Source organism: Candidatus Defluviilinea proxima (assembly GCA_016721115.1).
Taxonomy (GTDB): domain Bacteria; phylum Chloroflexota; class Anaerolineae; order Anaerolineales; family Villigracilaceae; genus Defluviilinea; species Defluviilinea proxima.
Map to the genome: position 1 here is coordinate 1,642,477 of JADKIW010000001.1, position 15,619 is coordinate 1,658,095.

Genomic DNA, 15,619 nt, shown 5'->3' on the forward strand with positions numbered 1-15,619 from the left:
TTGTAGGGGCGAAACATTGCTTCGCCCCTACGGCTTATGTTTCTAAAAATCGGTGATGCGTGTCATCCTGTCAAGATACTTCTCACGAAACTGTGTATTCAATCGCTGTACTTCTTTTTCATCTCCAACGAACGAACAACGCAAGCAGTAATATTCATCCTTGTCTTTATCATACAACATATCCATGTCGATCTCGCGCATCAAACAACGCGGACAGCGGTAATTTAACTTGCCTTTGCGACCTTGAGCCATGTGCGTAGCTCTCCTTTTGCTTTGACAGTTTTCTTCATGCCGATGGTGTACATGGGTGAGAAGGAAAATCCCTCGCGGAAGTATCCAACGGCTTCGGCATCTGTCCGCATGGATAACAGCGAGGCAATTTGGGGGACAACTGCTTCAGCGTAATGAACATTTTCCAACTCCGACTCACGGCACTGGTAGGCGTAGTCAATGGATTCGGTTTTGTTTGTGTTGGTCAATGTCAAACGAATGCCTGTCATATCTTCTGGGTATTCGGTGGTGCCGTAACAGGCGGTGATGTATTCGTCTATGGAAATTTCAGTCTCGGGGTCGGTTGAATCGAGGATGCGTCGGATGATCTCTACTTCGCCTGTGTCCTCTGCCAAGCGGAAGACACTTTGCACTGTGACAGAGAAATCTGCAAACTCGATCGTGACTGGGTCGAGGGTAACGATGCGCGTGTCGCCTTCTTCAGAGAACGATGCAAGCGTGCGGCAGGTGCAGAGATCAACCTGTTCACTTCCATGACCGATCTTACAACTCTTGACTGCGCCTTCGCCTGCATAATGTGTGAAGTAACCAGCGCGATACAACGATTGCACGAGGAACGGATACGAGGCATCTTGATTGGCTTTCGTGCCGACGCCAACAGGGCGAATGATCTTTGCCGCATAAGGACGCAGATCAACCATCGCGCCACCTTGGTTCATATCGAGGCAGAAACGCATGTGTGGATCGGCATACCAGAACATCTGGCGTTTCGAGCCGTAGAGAATATCTTTCCAGAGCGTGCATTCAGGGCGAGAGTAGGGACGGTCTTGACGATACACATCGGCGAATTCGCTCATGGTCAGGTCTTGCAGTTGTCCCTGCTTTTTGAGTTCGCCGTAATATGCCATGCCGTCTTCGTAGCTCTTGAGCAGAAAGGCGTAATCAGATTCCCAACGTCCGCCTTTGCTCATCCAGCCTGGGCCGACGAACATCATGTTGTACGAATAACCGCGATTGTATTTGACCATCGAGCGGTACTGGTCAACGATATTTTTGAAGTAGGGGAGTTCCTTGCCTTCGTATACCATGCCGCGCAAAATGTTTTGTGGATGCGTCCCGTAGTAAGAGCCTGGACCGTCGAAGACAGCCATTAGATCACGTGAAAGATGCGGAATGGCAACGATGCCGATGTCATCACTTTCATCTGATGCGATGCAGTGGATGTTGCGCTTGGAGGGTATCCACGGATTCCACGGACCACCGTCCATGAGTGTGTACCAGGAATTGTTGGCGTTCCAATAGGCTTTGGGACCTTCCTCCCAACAAGTCGCCACAGCGGCCTTGACCATCGGATATTTTTCTTTGATGTAGTTGACCAACTCGGCGTCCATGTAATAGGAGCCAGTGGAGGTGGGGTAGAAGCCAAAGACTTCGTGGAACTTGCCAAAGACCTCGTCCACGATCTTGCGTTTGTCTTCCATTGAGAAGAGCCAGATGGCAAGTTCTTTCGACTTGAACTTCTCACGAAATTCCTTGCATTGGATTCCCAAAAACGTGGAGCCGATCTCATCTCCAAAGGTGGCATGATGCTCTTTGGCGATTGCAACAGCCTCGGCGTTGAAAAGACTCGCGTATGTCATCTGGATGGTGGTGCGCAGTCCATTCTCATGAGCGATCCGTTGTTGCGTGCGGAAGATGTCGAGTGATTCTTGTAAAACAGTATTGCGGGTCAGGTCCTCGACCTTGCCCTGCTCTGCTTCCTTTTGAATATATTCTGGCACCATTTCGGGGCGATGAATAATGTTTATATAAAATGAGTTCATATTGTTCTCTGTTCAACCTGCGAAAAGAATGTGTCCTTGGCGAAGGCTGTGTTTATGGATTGAGATATTCTTCCAATGCCGGTAATGCACGATCATTGAAATCAAACAGGGCCTGGTTTTCCCAGGCGTTTTCAGACTTTGGGTTTTTTGTGTCCCAGCCATTGCCGGGCACAGCGGTCCATGTAGCATCCCAATAAAAGACGCCCAAGCCGCGTCCGTTTGGTACACCGCGGACAACGGACATGACATCTCTTAGCATACGGCGTTGTCCATCTGGTGTGAACAGATAACCATCGGTGGCCATGTTCCTGTTGGCAATGTTAGCGAGGGTATCGTCTTCAAGGATGGTGAATGGATAAGCGAACTCGGCCACAACAACATCTTTGTCGTAACGTTCCGAAATATCATTGAGGTTGCCCTGCAGTTCTGCCAGAGTTCCATGCCAGAACGGATAATACGAAACGCCGATCACATCGAATGGGACGTCCCTACGTGTGAGATTATCAAACACCCAATGTGACATTTCAACATCACCGCCTTCAGCGATGTGAAGCATTACACGCGTTTCAGGTGAACAGGCTTTGATAGCTTCATAACCTGTTGTGAGCAGCTTTGCCAGACCGTCCCAGTTTGCCGGGTCCCATGTGTGACCATCAGGCCACAGGATGCCGGAGTTGATCTCGTTGCCCACTTGAACCATGTCTGGTGGTGTGCCTTGTGCAATAAGACTATTGCACACATCGAATGTATGATCGTAAAGGGCTTGTTTGAGTCCTTCGAAATCTAAATCTTCCCATGCCTTAGGTTTATATTGCTTGCCGGGGTCTGCCCAATCATCTGAATAATGGAAGTCCACCAGAAGTTTGATGCCCTGACTCTTAAGCCTTGTTGCCATTTCAAGGATTTCGTTTTTATTGTGATAACCATCGGCAGGGTCCACCCATATGCGCAGGCGGGCATAATTCATTCCGTTATCTTTCAAGATTTGCAGAGCATCGGCCTCGGTCCCATCGGCATATTTATAGACGCCACCCTTATCCTCAGATTTTTTCAAGCTGGATATATCCGCGCCAAGGATGGAAAGCTCAGCTCGTCCCGGAACCAATTCGATATCATCGAAACTGGCCCAACTTTCAGACAAGCCAAATGAGTGCAAGTTAATCGTACATTGACCATCCGTTGCCTGATTAGCAACAACCAAGTGTATCCAACGATAACCGGGGGTTGTTGCAGGGATATACGCCCGCTTCTCTTCGCCCCCGCAACTGAGTGCCAGATATACTTCGACCTGTCCGCCGCTGGAACGGACCCACGCCTGCAACGTGTACCATCCATCTGCCAATCCGCTTACTACTTGTGATGTTTCCACAAGATGATTTTCGGATGCCTTATGTGTTAGACGCGAATCACTAAAGTGACCATTCTTCTCGACCATTACCGCTTCAGGCTTGCCGGTACTTGTCCAGCCTGCGAGAACCCCATCTGCCCCTTGTTCTTCAAAGCCAGGATTTACCAGTTCAATCGGGCCTGTCGCTGTAGGTTCGCTCTCCTGTGTAATAGTTGGCACACTTGGGGTTGCAGTGGGGGATGGTGAGGTACACCCAACAATGCCGCCAAATATTCCCAATAGAATGGCAATGGTTATCCAAATCCGCTTTTTTACAGGCATCCACATTACCCTTTTACCGCGCCTTGGGTCAAGCCGCCTACGATCTGGTCTTGAAGGATAAGGTAAATTGCCATAATAGGTAGTGCTCCGATCAATACACCAGCCGCAAACACCCCCCATCGTTGATTGAATTGTGCGCCTGCGAAAACCTGTAATCCAACCATCAACGTGTATTGTTCACTTCCTTTGAGCAATACACGCGCGAGAATAAACTCACTGTAAGTGCCGATGTAGTTGAGGATCGCAATGACAACAAGTATCGGACGTAATAATGGCAGGATCAATCTTGTGAAGATCTGCCAATCTGTGGCTCCCTCCACCATGGCCGACTCGTCAATATCTCGCGGAATGGTGTCGAGGAAACCCTTCATCAGCCAGATGTTGATTCCCATGGCTCCGCCCAGATATACAAGGATGAGACTCGCGTGGGTATTTAATCCAAGGGATGGGAAGATATCTCCGATTTGTGAGATCATCAGAAATGTAGCTACAAGCGCCAATAACGCGGGGAACACCTGTATAAGCAAAATAGCTTTAAGTAGTGTTTGGCGACCTCGGAAACGAAAACGTGAAAACGCATACGCCGCGATGGTTGTGATCGAAAGCGATAACACATCTGTGATCAAAGCGATCTTAAGTGAGTTGCCGAACCAGGTCCAAAATGGGAACTCGCCGGATGTCAACAAGGTTCGATAATTATCCAACCCCGGGTTCTTGGGGATCAATGTTTGTGTTGCCAGCGAACCTGTTGGATTAAATGATGCGGATATCACCCAAAGGATGGGAAACACAGAGAAGATGATCAGAAAAACGGCAATGAACAAACGCAGACTTACACTGATCCTGCGTTGCACGCTGGTGGAAGTGATGAAACTTTGAAAAGACTTGGAATTAGACATTTTCACTGACCTCCTCCCACATGTTGGTATAACGGAACTGCAGGATGGTAATGGTGCCGACGATGAAGAAGATAACGATGGTGATCGCTGCCGCGAAGCCATAATCCACGCCACGGCTGGCTGTGAAAGCCAGGTTATAGACATAACTGATCAAGATGTCCGTATGTCCCGCCGGGGTGGGCGTGCCGGCGATTGGCGGACCTCCCGCGTTGAAGATATAGATCAAGTTGAAGTTGTTGAAGTTGAATACGAATGAAGCGATCAACAAAGGACCAACAGCAACCAGTAACAGCGGCAATGTGATCCTGCGGAATTGTTGCCATGCGTTTGCTCCATCAACCTGTGCCGCCGAATAGTAATCCTCAGGGATGGATTGCAAGGCACCACTACAAACCAACATGAAGTAGGGGTAACTCAACCAAAGATTGATGAGAAGAATAGCGACCTTGGCCCACCACTGATCGGTAAACCAGGGAGGCGCCCACCCAAACAGTGATTCGAGCATGCGGGAGACTACACCCAGTTCCGGGTTAAGCATGCCGCGCCAGATCAAAATGGTCAACAGGGCAGGGACAGTGTAGGGAATGATCAACAGAGATCGAATGAGTCTTTTGAATGGAAAATTCTCATCGTTGAACATAATGGCGATAACGAGTCCCATCGCAAAGTTCAAAAGCAGACTCAAAATTGCAAAGGCAAAGTTCCACGCAACGATCCGCACCAATGGACCTCGCAAGGCGGGACTGACAAAAAACTCCTTGAAATTGGCAAATTGGACCATCTCAACAAACCCAGGCCGTAATACCTGACCTGTTGATGATGTGAAAGTCCCTCGTAGGTTCCTGAATATATTCCCAGTTTCCTGTTCGATCATGGCATCTTGATCAGGATCGTAAACATACTTGGGCAATAACTCAGCTGCTTCCTTTGGAGATCGAACCTGGATCGTTGTTCCTTCTTCTCCAAATCGGATTTCGGTCAGGTTTTTATCTGTTGCAGCTATGATGGCGTTCAATCTTTTATAGCCTTCGATCTTTTCCGGAATACCGTTGCTGTCAAGTTCTCCGAGTCCCGCTTCGCCGGGTTGAGGTTGGGTAAGTGGTTCCCCCGGTTTTGCCAGATATGCATTTCCTTCCTCATCTTGAAGCCAGAGTACATAGTTATCTTCCGACGATTTAAATGCCGTCCATGAATATGCTTTTCCAGTTTCTGGCAGATATTTTTCCTTCTCGATCTGTACGACAGCCTGTTCCTTGGTGATCAGATGCCCTTCTCCATAATTTGTGAAGGAAACCCAGACTGTAAAAAAGATTGGGTATATCGTGAACAACCCCATAAGAATCAAGCCAATCGCCATCCAACGAATTGGATAGGCCTTCTGGCGCAGAAGTATAAAGTTTACAAAGATTGCAATGATAAAGATTACACCCGCCAGTGGGAGGTAACCAAGAAATATTAGCTTACTGAGAATCCAAACTGCCGCAATATCTGTTGCGATTAGAAGTGCCAGCCGCAATAGCGAAGTCCCAATGTTCGTTCGGGATGATGTATCAGGCTTTGGAATGTTCTGGGATGTACTATTAGGCATATTGGCATCTCCACATCTTTAATCAGTACAAGAAAATAGAACGGAGGGCCGGAGAATTTCCCCGGCCCTCTTGTATAAAACAAGTTGGCTATTCAGTTACGACTTCTACCATATGAGTTTCTGGATCATAGGTAAAGGTTACCTTACTATCAGCAGCCAGTTTGAGAGCGTAATCGCCACCCGATGTTGTTCCATCGGAGCCGTAGCTCACAGTCCAGGAGCCGTCCAGGGCAACTTTGAATGCATAATCACCAGCAGGTAGATCAACAGTGAGTCTATAGAGCCCATCATCGCCCTTTTCCATAGCGGTTGCCTGACAGGCGGGATCCCACTCAGCGCCACACTCTGTCTTGGCTTGATAGCTACCAGGCAGGTTAACCATTCCAGCAAGTGCACCTGAGATCAAGGAACGGACCTGATTCGCGGCTTCGGTCATGGCCTCTTCCGGGGTCTGTTCGCCGGTCACGGCCAGTGTAATACCGTTATCGGCAGCGGTCCACACGGAACCCATTTCAGGGATGTTTGGCATGGGCATTGCATTGGTACCAGCTTCACCCATGGCTTTCAGGTCGGGGTCGTTGGTGGTGGCCAAAACGGATTTGAATGAAGAGGGGCGCAGGCCGGTTTCGTAGAGCAATTGCATTGTATCTTCTGTGGCAACAAATTCGGTCAGGAAGGCTTGAGCAAGCAAGGCATTCTCGCTGAAAGCATTGACCATGAAACCCTGTACGCCGAGGAACGGAACACCTTCATCGGGGAAGAACGGAGCCACGGCATATGGGACACCTGAGGCGCGGATGCGATCCAATGCCCACGGGCCCGCCATCAAGAAGGGGATCTTTCCAGTTTCAAACAACGAGTGAGCGGTTTCGTAATCGAAGGTGTTTGGCATGAGACCTTCTTTGACTGCATCGGCCATCCATGTCACACCGGCGATCTCGCCAGCGCTGTCAAGACCAACATCATTAGGATTCCATGCGCCCTTATCGTCCACGCCAAATACATAACCTTTAAAAGCAGTTTGGATCGGCAATGCATTGTATAGAGGCCCAGAGGAGACTGCGATGGCGTAATCCACTTTGCCTTCTGCCTTTAGAGCGCGGCTGATCTCAAGAACCTCCGCCCAGGTTGTAGGCGGTTCTGGCACCAGTTCGGTATTGTAGAAGAAGCCGATGTTCTCAGATGCGTATGGCAGACCATAAAGTTTGCCATCGGTATAAGTAAACGCATCCAGGTTTGACTGAACGAATTCATCTTTCTTATCACCAAGGTCGATGGGGGCTACGAGACCGCTCTCAGTTAATGAACCAAGCCAGTCATGTACACCGACGAAGATATCGGGGCCTTCTCCAGCCGGAATAGCAATGATCGCCTGGGAGCGAATATCTTGAACTTTGCCCAGGTCTTCGACAACAAGCGCAACATTATATTCAGCGAGGAATTCGTCTGCGAGTCCTTGCAAAATAGGTGTGCGGGTGTCGTCTGCCCATATGGTTAAAGTCGCCGCAGGTTCAGCCGGTTTCTCTGTGGGTACTGCGGTTGGTTCAACAGGCGCGGCGGTTTCCGCCGGTTGTTCAGCAGGTGCTTCGGTTACAGGTGCGGCTCCACCGCAGGCAGACAGCAAAAGCCCAAGCACAGTGATGAACGAAAACAACGTTACTAACTTTTTCATGGCACTTCTTCTCCTTTTTGGTTTCTGGTTTCTTTCTGACAATAGGGGCAATTCGCCCAATATCTATATCGATTATAGGGAACGACACATAAAAAGACTTGCCTAAAAACTGGATGTTTTTGTCACTAAACTGGATTAATGGGGGCCTGTGCCTGTTCCTCAGCCTTGGATGCCCGGTTCTCCAATTTGGATTTGACAGCTGCACTCACAGTAGATGAAAAGCTATCAAACACTAACGGGTGCAGGAGACAATAGTCCGCGCCCAATTCGTGCGTTCTTGCCTGATCGAACACCGAGGAACACACAATGATCGGGATATCGAAATTCGTCAACTCCACTGCCAAAGACTGCGCCCCTTCCAGAATTTCCACGGATGGGAAAATTACCGCTACAGGTTCAGACTTTCGAATTGCCTCTGCCGACAATGAGCTTTCTTCCACCCTTACAGGATATCCGATGCGCTCCGCATATCGTTGAAGCAGGTAATGTAAGGATGAATCGCCTCCTACAACCACAATATCAGGGTGTTGCTTGGAGGGGGATGTTGATAATGAATCCATCATAGACATAATTGTATTGAACTCACAGGATTCTGTCTTGTTGATGTACGGACTGTTTTTGACAATTAGCGGGAAAAATGAACTACATTACGGCGGAATCAAAAACCAGACACCTCGCCTCTTTCCTAACGGGGTGTCTGGTTCTATTTCGATAGATTTTTCTACACTGATAAAGCTATGTCACTCCTTCGGAGTTGGAAATAAACTCTTTTATGTATACAAAGATACCATCCCTTCGGGATTGTGCGAAACAACCCGAAGGGATGACATGCTTTTTAGGATTTACATCTGCTTATTATCCCGATATGCGCGTGGTGTTGTCCCCATTTCACGCTGGAAGGTGCGTGTAAAGTGTGCCCCCTCCGAAAAACCGACAGCCAATGCGATCTGTGTAATGGATTGGTTCGTTCCCTGCAATAACTCGCATGCTCTGCGTATACGATAACGGCGGATGTATGTGCTCGGCGTGATGCTCAACTCCTGCCTAAAACAATCTGTCAGATAATCAGCGCTGATCCCTACATGTTCGGCAATATCTTCTCGGCTTAGTGAAGATGCATATTTCGTATGGATATATGCCATCGCCTTGCGGATGAGTTGTTGTGTGGCGCGATTCAATGTGTGCTGACGAGCCAATGCCGCTTCTACATGCCCTAATGTTTCTTCAGCATTGAACAGTCCCTTGCCGAGGATGGTGGCGACGCCCCGATTACAACGATCCAGATCGGCGTCCGAAAGGAGACGCGCAGTGAGGATGATGACCGGGATCTCGCGTGTTGATTCCCTCGCGCGTAGCTCATCCAACACTTCAAATCCATCCATCTCTGGCATTTGCAGATCGAGCAGAATCAGGTCAGGGATCTGTGTTTCGATCATTGCCAATGCTTCACGTCCATTGCGTGCGGTAATTGCCTGTCGCCCCGACTCCTCGACCAAACGGCTGTGCATATCCAGAATGCCGGGGTCATCGTCCACTACCAGCACAGTTTGCGGCTTATCTTTTGATGTGCCGATACGCTCCAGCTCTTTCATTAATTGGTCGGGTTGTAACGGTTTGTGAAGATAGTTCAACTCCAGAATTTGTCCGTGATCGTTCTTGCCATCCAATGAATACGCGAGCACGGGAATGTTCTCAGTGGACGGTTGCCTCTTAAGCATGCCAGTGATCGCCCAACCTTCACGGGATGCGAGTTGTTCTTCGATGATGATGGCAGATGGTGCAATGCGGATGACCTTCGACAGCCATTCACTATCCCTATCCACGCGGCACAATTGGACATCGAACCCGCGTGCCATTAAATAGCCTGATAGCTCGCTTGAATTTTTCTCGCCTTCAGCCAAAATGACCACCAGGTTGCTGTTCTGTGCAAGCGCATCCGGATAATCCATGGGTTGGTTCTGTTCAGCGATGATCGGCAGACAGAAAGAGAACGTGGCCCCCTTGCCGAGTTTACCCGGCGATCGCACTTCAATGTGTCCATCATGTCGTTCAATGAGTTGCTTTGTGATCGCCAACCCCAATCCCATGCCGCTCTTGCCAGATTGGATCGCATCAAGCGAACTATAGAACTCATCAAATATCTTTGTTTGCTCTTCTAACGGGATGCCAACTCCCGAGTCGCTGACCGAGATGATCACTTCATTGTCTTTGACTTCTACATCAAGTTGCACTTGTCCTTCAGACGTGAACTTGACCGCATTGCTGACGAGATTCAATGTGACTTGCCGCAGACGTGTGCGGTCTCCCATTACCCACGGGCCATGATGGGGAAGCGTTACCTTCCAGACCAATCCTTTTTCTCGTGCAAGTTCTTCGCCGATCCTTGCGGCCACACGCAACACTTCAGCCAAGTCAATCGATTCGCGCAGGATGTGCAATTGCCCCGCTTCACTGCTTGCTAGGTCGAGTACGTCACCGATCAGGCGTGCGAGGTGTTGGGCGCTGATATTGATCTGTTCCATATCGCGCAGATTGGTGCTTGGTTGAGTTTGGTCCTTTTGTTCGCGTAGCACCATTTCACTCAAGCCAACGATCAGGCTGAGAGGAGTGCGTAGTTCATGGCTTACCATTGAGAGGAATCGGCTTTTCAAGTGATTGGCCTCCTCTGCGAGGCGGCGACCTTCAATGGCATCGTTGTAGAGTTGACTTGTGCGCAGTGCCGCGCCGAGGTTGTGGACGATGGCGGCACATAATTCCGGGTTGGGGGCATCGAAGGCGACAAAGCCCAAGGCTTTATTGTCCACGGTCAATGGCAGAATGGTTAATTGAGATGTTTCATTTTTGGGGTAAATTCCCTGCGCGGGGAATTTGCGCGTTTCAAATCTGCGTCCGTTGAGAGTGTTTGGTAAACCAGCCGTGAACAGGATCGAGGCTTGTGAAGTGAAGTCTTCGCCATCGCCATCGTATAACGCCACCAATAGATTGTTTATGCCAGCCTTGGGCAAGTGACGGGAGAGGATTTCGGCGATTTCAGAGATGTTCATCGCGGCGAGCATCTCAGCGGTGATCATGCCGAGCTGTGACATCATGTCCATGTGCTCGAGCATGTCACGTGTGGTGCGCCGCTGGATCTGGTCGCTGATCTCGAGGTGAATGCGGTCGATCAGACTCGTGACGAAGACCCTGTTCACTTGCGGGGCAAGGGCCAGCAGGGTATTGATCTTTTGATACAGGATGGCTGTACCTGCCTGCCAGATGTGAGGGTCTTCATCACGTTCGTCCGTCCATGCAAGCACATTTTTTATCTCTTTCATGATCAAATCTGCATCTCTGCGTTTCAAACTATCGAGGAATGCATTCAAGAAAGAGATACATTGACCTTCCAGGTCTTCAAGCAGACTGTTACGTGCTTCGATCAATGAGACCTCTGCCATGGCACGTGCCAACTCGTTGAGTTGCATGGTCGGCTCGAGTGATCCTGTGGGTATCAGTGATAGGTTCGCACCGACAGAGGGACATCCACAAGACTGGCGGATGATCAAACGCGGGGGCACGACCACGCGCTCGGAACGATCCGTGTTGCCGTGGACGTGATCCAATAATGTGAGGACGGCCTGGTAACCAAGAGAAAACGTCGGATGGCGAATGGTTGTCAGTGAAGGAGAGAGGGATCGGGCGTCGAGAATGTCGTCGAAACCGATAACAGCTACATCGTCGGGAATGAGGCGGCCTGTCTGTTGCAGGCGTTCTATTGCGCCGAGGCAGGAGAGGTCGTTGCTGGCGATCAGTGCGGTGAAGTCCACACCTGAATCAAGGATTTGACTCATGGCCGTGGCGCCGCCATCTTTGCGATGTTCACCAAAGGCGATCAGGCGCGGGTCTTCGGGCAAGCCCGCATCTTTGAGCGCGAGGTGATAAGCCTCAAGGCGTTCCGCACTATCGCCCCCGCGACCGATATTGCCTGCGATGAAAGCAATGTGACGATGCCCATGACTGACAAGATGCTCGATGGCCTGCTTGATGCCGAAAGTGTTATCCACGGCTACAACGGGGCCGGGCCCTTCAGGGGTTGTGAAAATGACGGGGAAACCCGATTCCAAAAGGTCGCGGACGTATTGAGATTGTTCGTCTGTGAGTTCGTCGGGGACAATGATGAGACCATCGGTATTCCACGGACCGACGGGAATGAAGTTCACATGCGGACCGGGCACAGGCCAGAACCTTTTGTTTTGTGGCATGTTGCCGGTAGCGCTAAATCCACAACCTAATATCAGGTCGCACCCCTGTTCGTGCGCGGCGGCGCTGATGCCCTGAATTAACGAGTGAGCATAGCGATCTATCGTGGTGCCCTGATAGACAGGCCAGGTGGAAATGAATCCGATGGTTGGTTTATGTTTTGTTGAATCGCGCATGACCAGGTTGATACTTTGGCAATTGTATCATTTAGGGGTTGCGCGGTTCACTTATGGATTGCTATGGTTTATTGCAGAGAACTCTGTGCAGGTGGCAGCCACTTTCAAAGTGGCTACCACCTAAAAATATCAAAGCCGAACTTCTGCTTTGACTGAACCTTTAGTGTCGAGAGTAAAGGACTTCTTGTTCCCTTGATAGGTCAACTCGTAATCGCCGAGGAAGCCGTTGAACTGCACTTGGCCTTTCGCGTCTGTACTTAATTTGGTTTGGGCTGTCCACCATTCGCCTTTCACCAGCTTCATCAGTTCTTCGTACGCTGGCTTGGGGGAGCCATCTTTGCGGAGCAGACCCGCAGGAGCATTGAGCCAGCCGCCATCGAACGAATCCCACCACGTGATGCTTTCCACGAGCGGATGAGCGAAAAGTGTCTTATAGTGTTGAAGTGTTTCTTCTACCTGACGTGCTTCACCTTCCGGTGTGGAAGGCCAGTCCGTGACTTGATAGTCATTGAGGTCAACAATTTCAGGCGGCATGATTTGACCCGAGACCAGCGTCGTCTCTGTGAAGTGGATGGGGAGTTTGAAGCGCTCGAAGTTTTGCAATACCCATAACGTTTTATCCACGCCCCACCAGCCCTGATGCATGTGCGATTGAATACCGATCACATCGAACTTGATCCCTGCCTCGAGACAGCCCTCGACCAAAATATCATAGGCAGAGGAAACATCAAAGTCGTTGATGAGCAATGTCGCATTGGGGTTGGTTTCGCGCGCCGCATCGAACATGGTCTTGATGGTTTTGATGCGACCCAATTCCTTGCAGATGCGTGTGATGCCGTTATCGTATTTATCGAAGACAGGCATGATGACCGCTTCGTTGATCACATCCCACATATCGATCAAGCCTTTGAAATCAGAGACATCGCGATGAATGCGTGCGATCTGTGTTTTCAAAATTTCCTCATTGCTTAACTCAAGCAACCAATCGGCAGTGACTGTGTGCCAGCAAAGCGGATGTCCCTTTGTGACCATGTTATGGTCAAGGGCCCAGCGTGCGGCGTTCTTTACTTTTTCTGTGATGGGCTTGCCTCGTTCAGGTTCGAAGCGCCCCCAGTAAAAAGGAAGTGTTGCGGCGTTGTATAGTGCGCTGATCTTTTCCGCACGTTGTTCCGCTTGTTCCTTCTTCTCCCCAGAATAATCTCCGCTTGCGAGCGATACAAGATCAAATGCGGCTGTTCCAAATAGAAACTTGTGCCTTGTTTGCTCAACGACCACTTCTTGATTTGCCAGTGGTGTGCCATCCGCTTTCAGGATGGTGAGTGTTGCATCAGCTGTACGATTTTTCTTGATGTCATTGTTCATTTGTTGTGTCCTTGAAAAAATGTATTAGATTGAATTGTATTGACTGAGAATAAAATACGAACCTCGAGAAGCCTTTAGTTTCATATTTAATCAGTTTGTTGTATACACTTTGTATAGAAGTGTTTATTGTGCCCATATAACTACAAAATATTCGTTCCCATTTCTTTCTGCAAAGAAACTCAGGTTTTGATTTACCCCCCATCCCGTTCCTATTGCATGAGGGTTTTTAGCATAACCCGCTTCACAACAAGCGTAATGAACAATTGATTGATAGCCTAAATTGTATTCCACCCCATCATAAGAAATTCCGACTTGGTTGTTTCTTCTGAAAAAATAAAGAATTCCCCCATCTATTGCGGTCAAACCAAAAGACTCTTGATAGCCAAATTTGTCATTAAGAGATTCGCCGTCCCAAACAATATTCCCAAGCTGGTATTGTCCACCGTATGGGTTGTCAAAGACGCTTATATACTCCATTATCCATTGATTCTGATACGTCCATAATCCCCAAATACTTGGCGTGTTATGAACTTTACCAGCATCTACTCGGCTAATCTCATGCCCATTGTAAACTACAGAGATATATGACCTTGAGTTTTGATACTCCTCTTTTGCTGTGAGTTCGTGCCCGTTCAACATAACTTTATTGTAATCGCCACGAATTAGCGGACTTGGAAAAATATTGTAGTTGTATAAACTTTTGTACCCCTCTTTGATTCGTTCTAAATCATAGTTTTGGGTAAGTGCCCATTCATCCAAGTTCAAGTTCTTCGGGAATTCCATGTTTAGACTGAGAACTCGGTGGTTTTGTAGTGTTGGCGAAAAAATGTCAGTTGACGTAGCTATAGTTTTCAACTCGTGCGTTGGTGTCGATGTAATTGGTGTTGATGTAGGTGGGGGCGTAAGTGAAGGCGTAGGGAACGGGAAAGTTATATTTAAAGTACTTATGGTTATAGGAGTAATCGTAGCTGTTTGGCTGGGTGCTGAGAAAGTGTTACAGTTACTCAATAAGGCAAAGAAAACTAACATTAGAAGCCATTTCTTTGCCTCATTGGCCATATTCATTTATATTTTCCTCTTTTGATATAGTGTCAAGTTTAAGTTAGAGATTACTAGAGCATATTCTAAGCCTTAACTTGATTTTCGATCTGGGTTTCGCCCACTTGGATCACAACCACGTCATCAGGCAATAAAGTGAAATCATCTGGCACAAGGCATGTGCCCGTCATCAAGAACACGCCCTGCGGAAAATCCAATTCGCGTGTGAGGAAATTAACCAGTTCGGGCAATGTCCGCTTCATGGTGGATGTGTTCGCCTCACCGTTGAAGATCGTTTCGTTCGCGCGGCGAATTGTCAACTTGATCGGAATATCCTTGATCGTTTCAGGCTCGCACAACCAAATGCCATGCCCAAGTGCGCATGAGCCATTATAAATTTTTGCTTGTGGCAGATACAACGGGTTCTCGCCTTCAATATCACGCGACGAAACATCGTTGCCCGCACAATATCCCACGATCTCGTTATAACGATTGACCACCAACACCATTTCAGGTTCTGGCACATTCCATTTGCTATCCTTACGAATTCTTATGGGCGTACCACTTCCCGAAACGCGCCAGCCCATGGACTTCGAAAAAATTTCGGGGCGCTCTGCCTCATAGACTTTCTGATACATATCCGCTACGGTGGATTCCGCTTTGCGTGCATCGCGGCTTCGCAAATACGTAACTCCTGCCGCCCACACTTCCTGCTGTGGATCGATTGGCGCCTCTTCCGTCCCGACGGCTGATTCAGCCTTCGATAAAGTTTTCAGAATCTGATTCATTTCCACACGCGACATCTCAAGCAATGTGCTTAAGTTCAAACTCGGCGGAAGAAATTTTCCATCCACTGCCCAGCGTGATCCGTTCGTTGTTTTGTGTTTTGTGAGTAACATAAGGGTATCTCCTATGATTAAGTCAG

At 48.8% G+C, this 15,619-nt stretch carries 11 protein-coding genes; all 11 read right to left on the bottom strand.

Annotated features, from left to right (window positions below):
- Positions 1-42 precede the first annotated feature (42 nt).
- Positions 43-252, bottom strand: a complete 210-nt coding sequence (locus IPP66_07755) for a hypothetical protein (protein ID MBK9925172.1) — start codon at positions 250-252, stop codon at positions 43-45.
- Entirely contained in the window at positions 225-2,054 is a 1,830-nt protein-coding gene (locus IPP66_07760) for a hypothetical protein (protein MBK9925173.1), read from the bottom strand. Before IPP66_07760 ends, IPP66_07755 begins: the two co-directional genes overlap by 28 nt.
- 52 nt (positions 2,055-2,106) lie before the next feature.
- A complete protein-coding gene (locus IPP66_07765) occupies positions 2,107-3,723 on the bottom strand; it encodes a glycosyl hydrolase 53 family protein (protein MBK9925174.1) in 1,617 nt (538 codons plus the stop codon).
- A gap of 5 nt (positions 3,724-3,728) precedes the next feature.
- On the bottom strand, positions 3,729-4,622 hold the full coding sequence (locus IPP66_07770; protein ID MBK9925175.1) for a sugar ABC transporter permease: 894 nt from the start codon (positions 4,620-4,622) through the stop codon (positions 3,729-3,731).
- The gene (locus IPP66_07775) at positions 4,615-6,210 is read right to left on the bottom strand and encodes an ABC transporter permease subunit (GenBank protein MBK9925176.1); all 1,596 of its coding nucleotides are present in this window, start codon (positions 6,208-6,210) and stop codon (positions 4,615-4,617) included. Before IPP66_07775 ends, IPP66_07770 begins: the two co-directional genes overlap by 8 nt.
- 88 nt (positions 6,211-6,298) lie before the next feature.
- Entirely contained in the window at positions 6,299-7,882 is a 1,584-nt protein-coding gene (locus IPP66_07780) for an extracellular solute-binding protein (protein MBK9925177.1), read from the bottom strand.
- Between the two features lie 125 nt (positions 7,883-8,007).
- Positions 8,008-8,445 carry a response regulator transcription factor gene (locus tag IPP66_07785; protein ID MBK9925178.1) on the bottom strand — a complete coding sequence of 146 codons (438 nt, stop codon included), beginning with the start codon at positions 8,443-8,445 and terminating at the stop codon, positions 8,008-8,010.
- A 279-nt stretch (positions 8,446-8,724) separates the two neighbouring features.
- A complete protein-coding gene (locus IPP66_07790; protein ID MBK9925179.1) occupies positions 8,725-12,294 on the bottom strand; it encodes a substrate-binding domain-containing protein in 3,570 nt (1,189 codons plus the stop codon).
- 129 nt (positions 12,295-12,423) lie between these two features.
- A complete protein-coding gene (locus IPP66_07795; GenBank protein MBK9925180.1) occupies positions 12,424-13,656 on the bottom strand; it encodes an endo-1,4-beta-xylanase in 1,233 nt (410 codons plus the stop codon).
- A gap of 123 nt (positions 13,657-13,779) precedes the next feature.
- Positions 13,780-14,721, bottom strand: a complete 942-nt coding sequence (locus IPP66_07800) for a hypothetical protein (protein ID MBK9925181.1) — start codon at positions 14,719-14,721, stop codon at positions 13,780-13,782.
- A 59-nt stretch (positions 14,722-14,780) separates the two neighbouring features.
- Positions 14,781-15,593, bottom strand: a complete 813-nt coding sequence (locus tag IPP66_07805; protein ID MBK9925182.1) for a fumarylacetoacetate hydrolase family protein — start codon at positions 15,591-15,593, stop codon at positions 14,781-14,783.
- Positions 15,594-15,619: the final 26 nt, after the last annotated feature.